This is a genomic window from Pseudomonas asgharzadehiana, from assembly GCF_019139815.1.
Classification (GTDB): domain Bacteria; phylum Pseudomonadota; class Gammaproteobacteria; order Pseudomonadales; family Pseudomonadaceae; genus Aquipseudomonas; species Aquipseudomonas asgharzadehiana.
In genome coordinates, this window is sequence record NZ_CP077079.1 from 1,858,791 (window position 1) to 1,873,554 (window position 14,764).

12 protein-coding genes and 2 pseudogenes are annotated in these 14,764 nt (G+C 60.7%); 7 read left to right on the top strand and 7 right to left on the bottom strand.

Annotation, left to right across the window (positions count from 1 at the left end; genetic code table 11):
• The first annotated feature begins 387 nt into the window (after nt 1-387).
• Nucleotides 388-2,034: a malate dehydrogenase (quinone) gene (mqo, locus tag KSS96_RS08590; protein WP_065877026.1), complete on the top strand. Its 1,647-nt coding sequence runs from the start codon at nt 388-390 to the stop codon at nt 2,032-2,034.
• A gap of 63 nt (nt 2,035-2,097) precedes the next feature.
• On the opposite strand, the gene KSS96_RS08595 is transcribed toward mqo, so the two are convergent.
• Nucleotides 2,098-2,763, bottom strand: coding sequence for an NADPH-dependent F420 reductase (locus tag KSS96_RS08595; RefSeq protein WP_137219861.1), 666 nt, complete (start codon nt 2,761-2,763; stop codon nt 2,098-2,100).
• Between the two features lie 99 nt (nt 2,764-2,862).
• Between KSS96_RS08595 and KSS96_RS08600 the strand changes: the two genes are divergently transcribed.
• Both KSS96_RS08600 and KSS96_RS08605 read left to right on the top strand, forming a co-directional pair.
• Nucleotides 2,863-3,759 (top strand): LysR family transcriptional regulator, encoded by an 897-nt coding sequence (locus KSS96_RS08600; RefSeq protein WP_217855998.1) that lies wholly within the window; start codon nt 2,863-2,865, stop codon nt 3,757-3,759.
• Between the two features lie 207 nt (nt 3,760-3,966).
• Nucleotides 3,967-4,296 (top strand): YXWGXW repeat-containing protein, encoded by a 330-nt coding sequence (locus KSS96_RS08605; protein ID WP_050553981.1) that lies wholly within the window; start codon nt 3,967-3,969, stop codon nt 4,294-4,296.
• A gap of 148 nt (nt 4,297-4,444) precedes the next feature.
• On the opposite strand, the pseudogene KSS96_RS27965 reads toward KSS96_RS08605, so the two are convergent.
• The 3 genes and pseudogenes from KSS96_RS27965 to KSS96_RS08615 all read right to left on the bottom strand — a co-directional run.
• A pseudogene (locus tag KSS96_RS27965) lies at nt 4,445-4,707 on the bottom strand (type II toxin-antitoxin system VapC family toxin); the annotation flags it as partial.
• A 14-nt stretch (nt 4,708-4,721) separates the two neighbouring features.
• Nucleotides 4,722-6,095 carry a nucleotide 5'-monophosphate nucleosidase PpnN gene (ppnN, locus tag KSS96_RS08610; protein WP_017526621.1) on the bottom strand — a complete coding sequence of 458 codons (1,374 nt, stop codon included), beginning with the start codon at nt 6,093-6,095 and terminating at the stop codon, nt 4,722-4,724.
• A 146-nt stretch (nt 6,096-6,241) separates the two neighbouring features.
• On the bottom strand, nt 6,242-7,066 hold the full coding sequence (locus KSS96_RS08615) for an aspartyl/asparaginyl beta-hydroxylase domain-containing protein (protein WP_017526620.1): 825 nt from the start codon (nt 7,064-7,066) through the stop codon (nt 6,242-6,244).
• A gap of 310 nt (nt 7,067-7,376) precedes the next feature.
• Here KSS96_RS08615 and fabV point away from each other — a divergent pair, with 310 nt between their 5' ends.
• On the top strand, nt 7,377-8,570 hold the full coding sequence (gene fabV / locus KSS96_RS08620; protein ID WP_217856000.1) for an enoyl-ACP reductase FabV: 1,194 nt from the start codon (nt 7,377-7,379) through the stop codon (nt 8,568-8,570).
• 208 nt (nt 8,571-8,778) lie between these two features.
• Nucleotides 8,779-9,398: pseudogene (locus KSS96_RS08625) on the top strand (HAD family hydrolase).
• Here the strand turns inward: KSS96_RS08625 and KSS96_RS08630 are convergent.
• Nucleotides 9,395-10,300, bottom strand: a complete 906-nt coding sequence (locus KSS96_RS08630) for a LysR family transcriptional regulator (protein WP_017526617.1) — start codon at nt 10,298-10,300, stop codon at nt 9,395-9,397. The pseudogene KSS96_RS08625 and the gene KSS96_RS08630 sit on opposite strands and share 4 nt — an antisense overlap.
• A 103-nt stretch (nt 10,301-10,403) precedes the next feature.
• Between KSS96_RS08630 and KSS96_RS08635 the strand changes: the two genes are divergently transcribed.
• Nucleotides 10,404-11,573: an aspartate aminotransferase family protein gene (locus tag KSS96_RS08635; protein ID WP_065877023.1), complete on the top strand. Its 1,170-nt coding sequence runs from the start codon at nt 10,404-10,406 to the stop codon at nt 11,571-11,573.
• Between the two features lie 20 nt (nt 11,574-11,593).
• Here the strand turns inward: KSS96_RS08635 and punR are convergent, their stop codons facing one another.
• Nucleotides 11,594-12,508 carry a DNA-binding transcriptional activator PunR gene (gene punR / locus KSS96_RS08640; protein ID WP_017526615.1) on the bottom strand — a complete coding sequence of 305 codons (915 nt, stop codon included), beginning with the start codon at nt 12,506-12,508 and terminating at the stop codon, nt 11,594-11,596.
• Between the two features lie 122 nt (nt 12,509-12,630).
• Between punR and punC the strand changes: the two genes are divergently transcribed.
• On the top strand, nt 12,631-13,809 hold the full coding sequence (gene punC / locus KSS96_RS08645; RefSeq protein ID WP_017526614.1) for a purine nucleoside transporter PunC: 1,179 nt from the start codon (nt 12,631-12,633) through the stop codon (nt 13,807-13,809).
• A 72-nt stretch (nt 13,810-13,881) separates the two neighbouring features.
• On the opposite strand, the gene KSS96_RS08650 is transcribed toward punC, so the two are convergent.
• The gene (locus KSS96_RS08650; protein ID WP_217856002.1) at nt 13,882-14,715 is read right to left on the bottom strand and encodes a nucleoside-binding protein; all 834 of its coding nucleotides are present in this window, start codon (nt 14,713-14,715) and stop codon (nt 13,882-13,884) included.
• Nucleotides 14,716-14,764 lie beyond the last annotated feature (49 nt).

Sequence of the window (14,764 nt, forward strand, 5' to 3'; positions counted from 1 at the left end):
TCGCCGATGCTACGCACGCGACGGTGAAGGTGTCTAGAACCGCCGCACGCGCGAGAGTTCCGGGCCTGTGACGCCACGTCGCGCTCGATGCACTTGACACTGGCGCGGCGAAACCCGCGATTCAGAGCTGTCAATTGGCCAAACGGCGCATAAACGCTGTTTGCCGTGATATTCTGCGCGCCGTCTTGGGCTAGTCTTTCCTGGTGCGTACACCCGTATACGTCCCGGCGATTGGCTGTCGTCCAGGTAGCTGAAGCCAATAATGATAAGAAGTCAGCGCAGAAGGGACATAAAAGTGAGGTCGATACGTCGGCCTTGTGTGCCCACCCTACGGCCTGAAGAGTCAGGGGCGGTAGGGCGGATGGCGTTTTATCATAGGTGCTACTGATGTTTAAAAAAGTAAACACTGCCTTGCTGGGGCTGGCGTTGTCGATGGGGATCTCGACCGTCCACGCGCAAGAGGCAAAGAAAGTCGATGTGCTGCTGATCGGCGGCGGCATCATGAGTGCGACCCTGGGTGTCTGGCTCAACGAGCTGGAACCGGACTGGTCGATGGAAATGGTCGAACGCCTCGATGGCGTGGCCGAAGAAAGCTCCAACGGCTGGAACAACGCCGGTACCGGTCACTCGGCCCTGGCTGAGTTGAACTACACCCCGGAAGACAAGAACGGCAACGTTGAGATCCCCAAAGCGGTCGAGATCAACGAAGCGTTCCAGATCTCCCGTCAGTTCTGGTCCTGGCAGGTCCAGCAGGGCGTGCTGAAGAACCCGCGCTCGTTCATCAACTCCACACCGCACATGAGCTTTGTGTGGGGCGATGACAACATCAAGTTCCTCAAGAAGCGTTACGAAGCGCTGCAGGCCAGCCCGCTGTTCGCCGGCATGCAGTACTCCGAAGACCCGGCGCAGATCGCCAAGTGGGTGCCGCTGATGATGGAAGGGCGTGACCCGAACCAGAAAATCGCGGCCACCTGGAGCCCGCTGGGTACCGACATGAACTTCGGCGAGATCACCCGCCAGTTCGTTGCCCACCTGCAGACCACGCCCAAGTTCGACCTGAAACTGTCGAGCGAAGTGCAGGACATCACCAAGAACGATGACGGTTCGTGGCGTGTCAGCTACAAAAACCTGAAAGACGGCACCAAGACTGAAACCGACGCCAAGTTCGTGTTCATCGGCGCCGGCGGCGGTGCCCTGCACCTGCTGCAAAAGTCGGGCATTCCTGAAGCCAAGGAATACGCCGGCTTCCCGGTGGGTGGTTCGTTCCTGGTGACCGATAACCCAACCGTGGCCGAGCAACACCTGGCCAAGGCCTACGGTAAAGCTTCGGTCGGTTCGCCGCCGATGTCGGTTCCGCACCTGGACACCCGCGTGCTGGATGGCAAGCGCGTGATCCTGTTTGGCCCATTCGCAACCTTCTCCACCAAGTTCCTCAAAGAAGGCTCGTACCTGGACCTGCTGACCAGCACCACCACCCACAACATCTGGCCAATGACCAAAGTCGGTATTCGTGAATACCCACTGGTCGAGTACCTTGCCGGCCAACTGATGCTGTCGGACGACGACCGCTTCAAGGCGCTGCAAGAGTACTTCCCGAATGCCAAGAAAGAAGACTGGCGCCTGTGGCAAGCCGGTCAGCGCGTGCAGATCATCAAGCGTGACGAAGAGCAGGGCGGCGTCCTGAAACTCGGTACCGAAGTGGTCAGCTCCGCCGACAACACCATCGCGGGCCTGTTGGGTGCATCGCCAGGCGCGTCGACCGCGGCTCCGATCATGCTGACCGTGCTGCAGAAGGTGTTCAAGGACAAGGTCGCGACCCCTGAGTGGCAGGCAAAACTGCACCAGATCGTACCGAGCTACGGCACCAAGCTGAACGACAGCCCTGAAGCGGTTGCCAAGGAATGGGCCTACACCGCTGGCGTTCTGCAACTGCCAACGCCGCCTGTGATTCCGGCCAGGACCGCTCCGGCGGCGACCGAGGCGGCCAAGCCTGCGGCCCAGCCGAGCAAGCCGGCGTCTGATCTGGCGCTGTAAACAAAGCTGTGCAAAAGCCCGCTGAACCGGTGACGGTCAGCGGGCTTTTTCATGGCGTGGTGTTTAGGGGCGCGAGCGCTCGACGGGAGGCAGTTCAACCGTGCGTTCAGCCGCCGCCAGCGCCGCCTTCAAGCCGGCTTGGTCCAGCGGCACGCAATACGCAGGCTTGGCCCGCTCAAACCGCCAGCTGTCATCCAGCCCACCCGCATCCACGGCATCAAAACCGAGTTCGTCGAGCAACTGGATCACGTGTGCCTTCGCGGCGGCGTCGTCCGCGGCCACCGGCAGGGCACGGCGGTCGGGCGCGCCGTGGGGGCGGGCATCCTGTGTCAGCTCGGGCGCGAAGATCGCATTGAATACCTTCACTACGTGCGAGTGGGGAAGGTGGTCAGCCAGCAGTCGGCTGGTGGTGGTTTCAAAGCGATCCAGCACCGGGATATGCTCGTCGCGGTCAGGGTAGTAATTATTGGCGTCCATCACTGTTTTGCCTTCCAGCCATTGAGCCGGGACGCTGCGGTAATGCTCCAGGGGAATCGCCACGAGGGCGATATCGCCGAATCGAGCGGCGTCTTCGGCGCTGCCCACTTGCACGCCGAGTATCCCGCTTACCACGCTGCTCATGGTGTGGGGGCCGCGCGAGTTGCTCAACATCACCTCATGCCCGGCCGCCAGTGCCAGTTGAGCCACGGCGCGCCCGATAAAGCCTGCTCCAATAACGCCAATCTTCATGATTGTGCTCCTGTGAATGGGGGGAGCCGTTATGATGATTGGCAACCAATGGGTGATAAATCGTCATTCTGGTGTGGATGTTGTTACTGGGAGTGGGGAATGATGGATCGCCTATCAAGTATGAATGCGTTCGTGACGGCGGCTGAGCTGGGCTCCTACGCGCGTGCCGCTGAGCGCCTGGGCATGTCGCCGCAGATGGTGGCCAAACATGTCGCCGCGCTGGAATTGCGCCTGGGTGCACGGTTGCTCAACCGCACCACGCGCCGGCAAAGCCTGACGGAGTTGGGGAGCGCGTACTACGAACGCTGCAAACACATCCTCACAGAGGCCGAGGCCGCCGAGTCCCTGGCGCAGATCATGAACGACACCCCGCGCGGCAAGTTGAAAATCACCGCGCCGGTCACGTTTGGCTCCCACAGCTTGATGCCGCTGATTACCGGGTTCCTGCGTGACCACCCGGATGTGGAAATCGACCTGCACCTGACGGATCGGTTTGTCGACCTGGTGGAGGAGGGGTACGAAGCGGCCTTTCGTATCGGGCCCCTGGCAACCACCGGCCTCACGGCCAGGCCGCTGGCGCCTTATCGCCTGGTGGTCTGCGCGGCGCCGGCCTACCTGGCGGCCCGCGGTACACCGGCGGTGCCGGCAGACCTTGAGCATCACGAATGCCTGGGATATGCCTTCTGGTCGCGCCCGGCCGATCGCGAGTGGGTGTTTTTCCAGGGGGCGACCGCGCACAGGGTGCAGGTTGCCAGCCGTTTGCAGATCAATGAAAGCCGGGCCCTGATGTCGGCCGCGCTGGATGGTTTCGGCATTGTCCTTGGCCCGGAGGATTTTCTGCGCGGGGCCTTGGCCAGGGGCGAGTTGGTGCGGGTACTGCCGGACTTTGACGCGCCGAGCCGGTCGATGCATTTGGTCTACACCGCCAACCGGCAGCGTACGGCCAAGCTGCGGCGATTTGTCGAGGCAGTGGTTCAGCGCTTCGGTCCCGCGTGATGTCCTTTGCTTGAGCGGCGACCGGCGGTTTCCCCCCGATCAGCGCCAACGACCGACTGTCGCTTGCACTTCTTGATGCCCTCGGGTTCAGCAATCTGACAGACACCGCCTGTTAAAAAAGTACCCAGGCCAAGCAGGAGCGCGGCTGAAACACAGGGGGATTTTTTACTGGTGCACGTGTTGGGCGTCAGCGCCCGAGGGGTTTTTATGTTGTTACGTTATGCGGCATTGGCGGCGGTCGTCGTCGCGGCATCCGGGTGTGTGCAAGAGCGCGTTGTGCATGAGCGTCGGCCGGTGCAACGTGAATATGTCGAGGTGGTGGCGCCGCAACCGCCGCCGGTGCAGGTGATTGAGGTCGAGCCACCGGTACGTGAAGGCTACTTGTGGTCACGCGGCTATTGGCGCTGGGAAGGCGGGCGCTATGTGGCGGTGCACGGCCATTGGGAGCCGGTGCGCGAAGGCTATCGCTATGTGCATCCGCACTGGGTGCAACGCAGCGATGGGTATCACTGGCAGGTAGGGGGCTGGGTTCGCTGAACCTACGCTGGTGGCAGAGCGGCCGCTCACGAAGCAGGTTGTTGGCAGGTCGGGCCAGGCAATGTGGCCAGGGCAGCAAGAAGAAGCGTGCGCACGTGGGCTTTCTCTCCATCGGAAGGTGAAGGCGATTTCTACCAAAGCCTGCCAATCGTCGCAACGCCTGCCAGATGACTTCGGCATGTTCGACGGTCAACTCACGGGTGCGCAAGAGCGTTTCCAGCACGGTGACGACTTCGCTCTTGGTCGATGGGCAGCTTTATAAAACCCACACCAGTTCCACCACGCACACCAGGCTGACAAAGCCTGGCGAGAGGGTGGCGAGGGATTCGATCAGGGCGGATGCCTTGGGGGACTGGACAGAGGATCATCCTGGGTGACATAGCGCACGAGTACGTTGGTATCCAGCCCGATCCTCCAGCGTTAGCTCACTGCACCACGCGGTAGCACGGTACATACGCCGCGCCGCCCGGCAACTTCATGCGGTGCTGGGCGACGAATGCCTGAAGCAGTTCGTCCAGCGGCTGCATGATGGCCGGGTCGCCGTGGATCTCGTAAGGACCGTTCTGTTCGATCAGGCGGATACCCTTGTCTTTCACGTTCCCCGCCACGATCCCCGAGAACGCCCGGCGCAGGTTGGCCGCCAGCTCATGGGGCGGCAATGCATGGTTGAGTTGCAGGCCGGCCATGTTTTCGTGGGTGGGGTCGAACGGGCGCTGGAAGCCTTCATCGATCTTCAGCAGCCAGTTGAAGTGGAAGGCGTCGTTGCGCTCGCGGCGGAACTGTTTCACCGCCTTGAGACCTGCGGTCATCTGGCGCGCCACTTCGGCCGGGTCGTCGATGATGATCTGGTAGTGCGCCTGCGCCGCTTCACCGAGGGTGGCGCCGACGAACGCATGCAATTGTTGCAGGTACGGCGCGGCCTGTTTCGGCCCGGTGAGGACGACCGGGAACGGTACGTCGCGGTTGTCCGGGTGCATCAGGATGCCCAGCAGGTACAGGAACTCTTCCGCCGTACCGGCGCCGCCCGGGAAGATGATGATGCCGTGGCCGACCCGCACGAAGGCTTCCAGGCGCTTCTCGATGTCGGGCAGGATCACCAGTTCATTGACGATGGGGTTCGGGGCTTCGGCGGCGATGATGCCCGGCTCGGTCAGGCCCAGGTAGCGCCCGCTGGTAATACGTTGTTTGGCGTGGGAAATGGTCGCGCCCTTCATCGGGCCTTTCATTACGCCAGGGCCGCAACCGGTGCACACATCGAGACTGCGCAGGCCCAGTTCGTGGCCGACCTTCTTGGTGTATTTGTATTCTTCGGTATTGATCGAATGCCCGCCCCAGCACACCACGATCTTCGGCTCGACACCCGGGCGCAACGTACGGGCGTTGCGCAGCAGGTGAAACACATAGTCGGTGATGCCCTGGGAGTTGCTCAGGTCGATGCGCTGGCTGTCCAGTTCGTTCTCGGTGTAGACGATATCGCGCAGGGCGCTGAACAACATCTCACGGGTGCTGGCGATCATTTCGCCGTCGACAAAAGCGTCGGCCGGAGCATTCAGCAGCTCCAGGCGCACGCCACGGTCCTGCTGGTGGATGCGCACTTCAAAGTCTTTGTAGGCGTCGAGGATGGTCTTGGCGTTATCGATATGCGCGCCGGTGTTGAGGATTGCCAGGGCGCACTGGCGGAACAGGGTGTAGATGCTGCCGGTACCGGCTTCGCTCAGTTGCTGGACTTCGCGTTGGGAAAGGGTTTCGAGGCTGCCCTTGGGGCTGACGGAGGCGTTGATGACTTGACGTTGGGGCATTCTGATTCCTTGAAAGCACAGCCACCGCACCCGGTGAGGCGCGATGGCTTGAGAATGGTGGGCGCGGTTGAAGCGCACGAGCCGACTATTTACCTCAGGCGCAAGGCCGAGCGCAAATACCGTCCAACACCATCATGCCGCAGAACTTACTGAATCAGCTTCCAGTTTTTGTAGAAAACCCGACGCAGGGTAAAGACCATCCCGGCAAACCCGGCAATCACAGCGTTAAGCACCGTCGGCACTGGAGTGGGCCGCACGATATCGATAAACAGGCAGTAGCGCTTGGCATCGTTCTTGTTGAAGGACGCGTGCATCAGCGTGTCATCAAAGATGAACAACGGGTCGTCATGCCAGTAATGCTTATGCTTGCCCACTTGGATGTACACGCCGTCGTGATGGGGCGCCGGCGCCATGTTGTAAAGCACGCGGAACATCATGCGCAGGGGGCCGAAGTGAAACGAGGTCGAGCGGTTTTCATTGAACACCGACACGCCGATGGTCTTCACGAACGGCAGTTTTTTGCGCAGTTCGGGAATATCCAGCGTGGTTTCAATTGACCGCCCGTACCATTGGAAAAACAACATGCCGCGCTTTTTCTCGGCCATGCGTTCATCCAGGTAACCGATGATTTCATCTTTATGGGCCATGGCGTCGTCGAGGACCTGTTGCAGGTCTTCACGCCAGGCGGGTGGCAGGTCGCTCATCGTGTAAACATGGCGGTTGCGCGAGCTCAACAGGTCGAACAAGGTGTTGAACGGCGCCAGTAGCCAGGTGTTGCGGCCGCTGCCGATAAAATACTTCTTGAACGTAGGGGCGTCATACAAACCGTTACGCAGGAAGTCGTAAATACCGCACACCAGCACCAGGCAGAGGAATACCAGGGTGGTTTCTGGGAACACATCAATGATCAACAGGACGGCGAGTACCCAGGCAACCGATACCATTTTTTTACGCAAGGCCAGCGTGTTCATGCAACTTCGCTCCAGCAGGACGCCATTCGACAGTTCCGGATCCGTGGCCGCGAGTGGTTGGGTTTTGAAACATATTGAAACAACTGCGTCATAATAAGCCGTTCCGCGCCGCAAAGGCGTTTTTTAATAGTGCGAAATTGTGAAAACCCTGCACATTTTTAAGCGCTGCCGGCCGTGTTTGGATTGGATTTTGTAAACAGAAGATTTGCGACTATCGTGACGCTTCGGTTTTTCGGGCGTCATAGACCGGTACGATTGAAGTTGAATGGCCACCACTGGCCTTCGGCACCTTGGAAGAGGCAGAAATTTTATGATCATCAAACCGCGGGTTCGTGGCTTTATCTGTGTGACCGCTCACCCTGTTGGCTGTGAGGCGAACGTCAAGGAACAGATCGACTACGTAACCAAACACGGCGCAATCAAAGGTGGCCCGAAGAAGGTGCTGGTTCTTGGCGCTTCCACCGGCTACGGCCTGGCCGCGCGCATCAGTGCTGCGTTTGGCTGCGGCGCCGACACCCTGGGCGTGTTTTTTGAGAAAGAAGGCGAAGAAGGCAAGCTGAGCACCGCCGGCTGGTACAACAGCGCCGCGTTCGAGAAGTTTGCCGTTGAAAAAGGCCTGTATGCCAAAAGCATCAACGGCGACGCCTTCTCCAACGAGATCAAGCGCCTGACCATCGAGACCATCAAAAAAGATCTGGGCAAGATCGACCTGGTGGTCTATAGCCTGGCCGCGCCACGCCGTACCGACCCGCAAGGCGTGGTGCACACCTCCACCCTCAAGCCGATCGGCAAGGCCGTGACCCTGCGCGGTATCAACACCGACAAGGGCGTTGTGGTCGACACCACCCTGGAGCCGGCCACCCAGGAAGAAATCGACGGCACCGTGAAGGTCATGGGCGGCGAAGACTGGCAGCTGTGGATCGACGCCCTGCGTGACGCCGATGTATTGGCCGAAGGCGCCAAGACCACCGCGTTCACCTACCTCGGCGAGAAGCTGACCCAGGACATCTACTGGAACGGCTCCATCGGCGAAGCCAAGAAAGACCTGGACAAGAAAGTCCTGACCCTGCGTGACAACCTCGCCGCGCTCAAGGGCGATGCCCGCGTGTCGGTACTCAAGGCCGTGGTCACCCAGGCCAGCTCGGCGATCCCGATCATGCCGCTGTACCTGTCGCTGCTGTTCAAGGTGATGAAAGAGCAGGGCACTCATGAAGGCTGCATCGAGCAGGTCTACGGCCTGTTCAAGGACAGCCTGTACGGCAGCCAGCCGAAACTCGACGCCGACGGCCGCCTGCGTGCCGACCTGGCCGAGCTGGAGCCGAAAGTCCAGGACGCCGTGGCAGCGCTGTGGAACCAGGTCACCGACGAGAACGTCAACGAGATCAGCGATTTTGCCGGCTACAAGGCAGAGTTCATGCGGTTGTTCGGCTTTGAAGTCAAGGGTGTGGACTACGATGCTGATGTGAACCCGACCGTCAAAATCAACGGTCTGGTCCAAGCCTAAACGCGGTTGAACATGTGAGAGGGGGCTTGCTCCCGATAGCGAGGGGTCAGCTAGCGATAAGCTGTCTGGCCCGACGCAATCGGGAGCAAGCCCCCTCCCACGTTTGGTTGTGTACGTTTCAGAAAATTCTTACGCTTCGGCGCGCAGTTCCCGCTTTTCAGATCTGCCAGACTCCTTCGGCTATCAAGCCGCGCCAACGGAGGATCTGATGACGATTCGTGCAGTAGTTTTTGATTTCGGCGGTGTTCTGTTCGACTGGAGCCCGCACCATCTGTACCGCAAGCTGATTGCCGACGACCACGAACGGCAATGGTTTCTCGACACCATTTGTACCCAGGCCTGGAACACCGAGCAGGACGCCGGGCGCACGCTCGCCGACGCAACGCGCACCCTCATCGACCAATACCCGTGCCATGAAACCTTGATCCAGGCTTATTACGAGCGTTGGCACGAGATGCTGCGCGGCCCGTTGCCGGAAGGGGTGGCGATTCTCAATGCGCTGCATGCTGCCCATATGCCCCTGTTCGGGCTCACCAACTGGTCTGCCGAAACCTTTCCCTATGCGCGGGCCCATTACCCATTCCTGCAGTGTTTTCGCAACATTGTGGTGTCCGGCGAATTGAAACTCATCAAGCCCGATCCGGCGATCTACCACGCCAGCCTGGCTCAGGTGCGTGCCTGCCGGATATCCGCCCCGCAGAAGTGGTGTTTATCGATGACGTGGCCGGCAATATCGACGCCGCCGTCGCGTTGGGTTGGCAGGGCATTCACCATGTGTCGGCCGAGCATACCGCCGCACGATTGCGTGAGCTGGGCGTGAGCTTTTAGCGCGCCCACTTTTCCATGACGAAATCGACAAACGCCCGCAGTTTCGGCAGGCGGTAACGGTCCTGGCCGTAGAGCAAATGCATGGGCCGGCTGGGCAGTTGATAGTCGGTCAGCAAGGCCACGAGCTTGCCGCTCTGCAGGTCGGGCTGCACCAGGGCATCGGGCAGCATGACGATGCCCATGCCTTGCACCGCCACTTGGCGCAGGGCCTGGGAGCTGTTGATGGTCAATGAGCCGGACACCGGAATCTCCACTTCGCCTTGCTCCCCGGTCATGCGCCATAGCTTGTCGGCATTGCGCCAATCGTCGGTGGAGGGGTAGGCGAACGCCAGGCAGTCGTGCTGTTGCAGGTCTTCAGGGCGAGCGGGCGTGCCGCGCTGCGCCAGGTAGTCCGGGGACGCGCAGAGGGTGATGGTGTAATCCTGCAGGGGCCGGGCGATCAGGCTTGAAGGTTCCAGTTCACCCAGGCGGATCGCTACGTCGAAGCCGCTGTCGACCAGGTCCATGCGTTCATTGCTGAGTACGACATAGAGCTTGAGCAGCGGGTAGCGCTGGGAGAACTCGCTCAAGGCCGGCGCCAGGCGCTCGGTGCCGAACGCCGGAGGGGCGGTGATGCGCAAGGTGCCTTTGGGCACGTCACTGTGCGCTTGTTCCGCCAATTGCTCGGAGTCGGCCACCAGCCCCAGTACTTCAAGGCAGCGCTGGTAATACTGGCCGCCGAATTCCGTGAGGCTTTGTTTACGCGTGGTGCGCTTGAGCAGGCTGACACCCAGGCGTTGCTCCAAGGCGCGCAAGTGATTGCCGACCATCGTGGTCGACATCCCGCAGGCATGGGCGGCGGCGGTCATGCTGCCGGCCTCGACCACTTTTACGTACACCGACATCGCCTGGAACAGATCCATTATCAATCCCTGATTTAAAGTCATTGCAGAAAGGCGCAGTTTATCCAGTTGGGGTGGTTAACGATACTTCAGCTACCCCTACGATGCACTGGAGCTTGCCACCATGACCGCCACCTGCCTGATGACGACCTACCAACCCTTGGCCTTGAGCTTTACTCGCGGCCTGGGCACGCGCCTGTGGGATCAGCAGGGGCGCGAATACCTGGATGCGGTGGCAGGCGTGGCGGTGACCAATGTCGGGCACTCTCACCCGAAACTGGTGACGGCCATCAGCGAACAGGCCGGCTTGTTATTGCACACATCCAACCTCTACAGCATCGACTGGCAGCAACGCCTGGCCCGGCGCCTCACTCAGCTGTCGGGCCTGGACCGCGCCTTCTTCAACAACTCCGGCGCCGAAGCCAACGAGGCCGCACTGAAGCTGGCGCGGTTGCATGGCTGGAAAAAAGGCATCGAAGAGCCGCTGGTGGTGGTGATGGAAAACGCCTTCCATGGCCGCACCCTCGGCACCATGGCGGCCAGCGATGGGCCGTCGGTACGCCTTGGGTTTCAACGTTTGCCCGGCGATTTTCTCAAGGTCCGGTTCGGTGATCTGGCGGCCATTGAAGCGATCACCCAAACGTTTGGCTCGCGGATCGCGGCGGTCTTGCTGGAGCCGATCCAGGGCGAAAGCGGCGTCATGCCGGCGCCCGCGGGTTACCTGCGCGCCCTGCGCGATCACTGCACCCGGCATGGCTGGCTGATGATGCTCGATGAAATCCAGACCGGTATCGGCCGTACCGGTACCTGGTTTGCATTCCAGCACGAAGGTATCGTGCCGGACGTGATGACCCTGGCCAAAGGCCTGGGCAACGGGGTACCCATCGGCGCCTGCCTGGCTCGCACGGCGGTGGCCCAGTTGTTCACGCCGGGCAGTCACGGCAGCACGTTCGGTGGCAACCCGCTGGCCTGCCGAGTAGGCTGCACCGTGCTCGACATTATCGAAGAGCAAGGCCTGTTGCAGAACGCGGCGCAACAGGGGGAACGCTTGCTGGCGCGGTTGCGGGTGGAATTGGATGAACATCCGCAGGTACTGGCGATTCGGGGGCGGGGCCTGATGATCGGCATCGAACTGGCCAGCCCCAGTCGCGACCTGACGCAGCGCGCCGCCCACGAGCATGGGCTGTTGATCAATGTGACGCGGGGCAAAGTCATTCGCCTGTTGCCGCCCCTGACCCTGGAGGCCAAGGAGGTCGAGATGATCGTACGGGCCATCACCCGGCTATTGGATTGAAGTGCGCTGAAACTGCGGGCTTATAGGTCATGCCCATTCAGCCATTCCTGATTCATCGTCTCGGTGTCTCCCAGATACGCCAGCAACCACGCCATGGCCGGGGACAGCTTGTCCTGTGCCCAGGCCACGCACGACGGGCTGGCGGGGAAGGGTCGGGTCAGTTGCAGCGCCACCAGTTCGCCGCGTTCGATCCACGGCAATACCTGATGCGCCGGTGCCATGCCGACGCACAGGCCATCGCGCAGGCAATCGATGGCCGACGCCCAGTTCGGTACGACCAGGCGACGTTGGTTATCCAGGGTCCAGGTGTCGCGCTTGGGCAGGTTGCGCGACGTGTCGGTCATGCACAGCGAGGCGAACGGGCGCAGTTGGTCATCGCTGAGCAACCCTTCAATGTTGGCCAAGGGATGCGTTGCACTGACGACACACAGCCAGTTCAACAACCCCATGTCGCGAAAGCTAAAGCGGCTGGCCACCGGCACTGCGCTGGTGGCGCCGATCACAATGTCGGTACGCTCGTCGGCCAAGGCATCCCACACGCCGTTGTACACCTCGTACTCCAGCAGCAACTCCACCTCGGGGAACCGCCGATAGAAATCCAGCACCAACTGCCGGCAGCGCTGAGGTTTGACGATAGAGTCCACCGCCACCTTCAACTGGCCACTCCAGCCGTTGGCCACCTGCTGGCACAAACGCCGGGTGCCGAGCATTTTTTTCATCACGCCACGGGCTTCGTCGATAAACAGGCGGCCGGCGGGGGTCAGTTCGACGTCGCGATGGCGCCGCACAAACAATGGCACTGCCAGCCACTCCTCAATCTGACGTACCGTATAGCTGATGGCCGACGGCACGCGATGCAATTCCTGGGCGGCGGCGCTGAAACTGCCATGGCGCGCTACCGCGTCGACTACCTCCAGGGAGTATTCAGACCACATACGGGCTGCCTTCAAATTTTTTGATGATAGTGTCCAATTATTATCGCTTCACACAAAATATGTCAGCTTCATAATGACTGCCAGTCAGCAAATGGTTTGATGGCAGATTCAACAAGGTTTCGATGAAAAATTCTTTTGGGTTCACTTGGTACCTGGCGGGGCTGAGCATGCTTGGTTATCTCGCCATGGACATGTACTTGCCGGCGTTCGGCGCCATGGGCGAGCAATTGCAGATCGGCGCTGGCGCGGTGGGCGCCAGCTTGAGCATCTTCCTCGCCGGTTTTGCGTTGGGGCAGTTGTTGTGGGGGCCGTTGTCCGACCGACTGGGGCGCAAGCCGATTCTGCTGGTGGGGTTGAGTCTGTTCGTACTGGGCTGCGCGGGTATGTTCTGGGTCGAGACGGCGCCGCAGCTCCTGGCCTTGCGCTTTCTGCAGGCGATTGGTGTGTGCTCGGCTGCCGTGAGCTGGCAAGCGTTGGTGATTGATCGTTACCCGGCCGACAAGGCGCACCGGGTGTTCGCCAGCATCATGCCGTTGATGTCACTGTCGCCCGCCCTGGCGCCGCTGTTGGGCGCGATGGTGCTGAATCACTTGGGGTGGCAGGCGATTTTCGGGGTGTTGCTGGGGGTGTCGCTGCTGTTGCTGCTGCCGACGGTGTGCCTGCGCCGTACGCCAAAAAATGTGACGCATACGCCGTCGCGCCTCGGTTATGCGCAGTTGTTCAGGTCTCGGGTGTTCAGCGGCAACGTGATGATCTTCGCCGCCTGCTCCGCCAGTTTCTTCGCCTGGCTGACGGCTTCGCCGTTCATCCTTGGCGACATGGGCTACAGCCCCAATGACATCGGCCTGAGCTATGTGCCGCCAACCCTGGCGTTTCTGGTGGGTGGCTACAGTTGTCGCAGTGCCTTGCAGCGTTTCCAGGGCAAGACATTACTGCCCTGGCTGCTGGTGGCTTACTGCATCAGCATGGTGGCGTTGTACATGGTCGCCACCTGGACTGTGCCGACCCTCACCACCTTACTGATTCCGTTCTGCCTGATGGCGCTGGTCAACGGCGCCAGTTACCCGATCGTGGTCGCGAATGCGCTGATGCCCTTTTCGGAAAATTCCGGCAAGGCCGCAGCACTGCAAAACACCTTGCAGTTGGGGCTGTGCTTCCTCAGCAGCCTGCTGGTGTCATCGATGATCGAACAACCGTTGTTGATCACGGTGATGGTGATGCTGGCGACTGCGCCGTTGGCGGTGTTGGGCTATTGGCTGGCGCGGCCGAAGGCGGACCCCGCCGAACTGGCCAATGCCTGAACTGAGAATGCGTAAAAATGTGGGAGGGGGTTGCTCCCTCCCACATGTGGATTGAGTGAATGAAGTGCATCGCTAGAACGTCACTTCCATGTTCAGCGTCGGCGTGGAGGTGCGGCTCCCCCGGCCACCGTCCACACCGAACTTGTTGTGCCAGTATTCATAACCTACCCCAAGGTACAGGTTCGGCTTCACGCTCTTGCCTGGCCGCACCGCCACCATCAGCGCCGTGCGCATCAGCGCTTCCGGCGCCGTGTCACGGCCATGATAGTCCTCGCCTTTTTCCCCGACGTAATTGATAAACCCCTGGAATTTAGCCGTGTGGTTGGCGATCTCGAACGGGCGCATCCAGGTCAGGTTGAGCAGGTAGGTGTCATCAAACGTGTGGTTCGATTCTTGCGCGCCGGGGATGCCGGTGTGGTTCTTTTCCTTGTAGTACATCAGGCTCAAATCCAGCACACCGACGCTGTTGAATTTCAGCGTGGGGCCAAACACCAGCGCGCGTTTTCTGGCCGAGGCGAAGTTGTTGTTGCGGTTGGCATCAAAACCCAGGGTCAACGCGTAATCCTTGATCAGCCCGGTGCCCGGCGGCATGTCGAAGACGCGTGAGGCATACAGCTGGTGCCGATACACCGCGTACACCTCGCTGCCGCCATGGTCGGTGCCCTTGCGCGGGTCGCGGCTGTCGGACAGGAACACATCCAGGTTGAGGAAATTGCTGCCGTAGCGGTAGCCGCTGGCGTGGGTGAAGCTGTAGATGCGCTTGCTGAAGTCGTCGGGGTTATTGGGATTGGTGAAATGCTGGCCGTAGCGAAAGCCGACGCTGTTGTTCATCCATTCCATGGCAACGGCCTCGCCGCCGCCGAGGAGGGTCAGTGCAACGGTGGCGCCCTGTAATGCCTTTTTCATTGTTCTAGGTCCTTTGGCGTTCTGGCTCATCGCGGCCGAGTGGTTTTTG

Coding starts and splice junctions, on each gene's coding strand:
- ppnN (WP_017526621.1), bottom strand. CDS start 6,095: ATGCCCCAACGTCAAGTCATCAACGCCTCCGTCAGCCCCAAGGGCAGC.
- mqo (WP_065877026.1), top strand. CDS start 388: ATGTTTAAAAAAGTAAACACTGCCTTGCTGGGGCTGGCGTTGTCGATG.
- KSS96_RS08630 (WP_017526617.1), bottom strand. CDS start 10,300: ATGGATCTGTTCCAGGCGATGTCGGTGTACGTAAAAGTGGTCGAGGCC.
- KSS96_RS08635 (WP_065877023.1), top strand. CDS start 10,404: ATGACCGCCACCTGCCTGATGACGACCTACCAACCCTTGGCCTTGAGC.
- fabV (WP_217856000.1), top strand. CDS start 7,377: ATGATCATCAAACCGCGGGTTCGTGGCTTTATCTGTGTGACCGCTCAC.
- KSS96_RS08600 (WP_217855998.1), top strand. CDS start 2,863: ATGATGGATCGCCTATCAAGTATGAATGCGTTCGTGACGGCGGCTGAG.
- KSS96_RS08615 (WP_017526620.1), bottom strand. CDS start 7,066: ATGAACACGCTGGCCTTGCGTAAAAAAATGGTATCGGTTGCCTGGGTA.
- KSS96_RS08605 (WP_050553981.1), top strand. CDS start 3,967: ATGTTGTTACGTTATGCGGCATTGGCGGCGGTCGTCGTCGCGGCATCC.
- punC (WP_017526614.1), top strand. CDS start 12,631: ATGAAAAATTCTTTTGGGTTCACTTGGTACCTGGCGGGGCTGAGCATG.
- KSS96_RS08650 (WP_217856002.1), bottom strand. CDS start 14,715: ATGAAAAAGGCATTACAGGGCGCCACCGTTGCACTGACCCTCCTCGGC.
- punR (WP_017526615.1), bottom strand. CDS start 12,508: ATGTGGTCTGAATACTCCCTGGAGGTAGTCGACGCGGTAGCGCGCCAT.
- KSS96_RS08595 (WP_137219861.1), bottom strand. CDS start 2,763: ATGAAGATTGGCGTTATTGGAGCAGGCTTTATCGGGCGCGCCGTGGCT.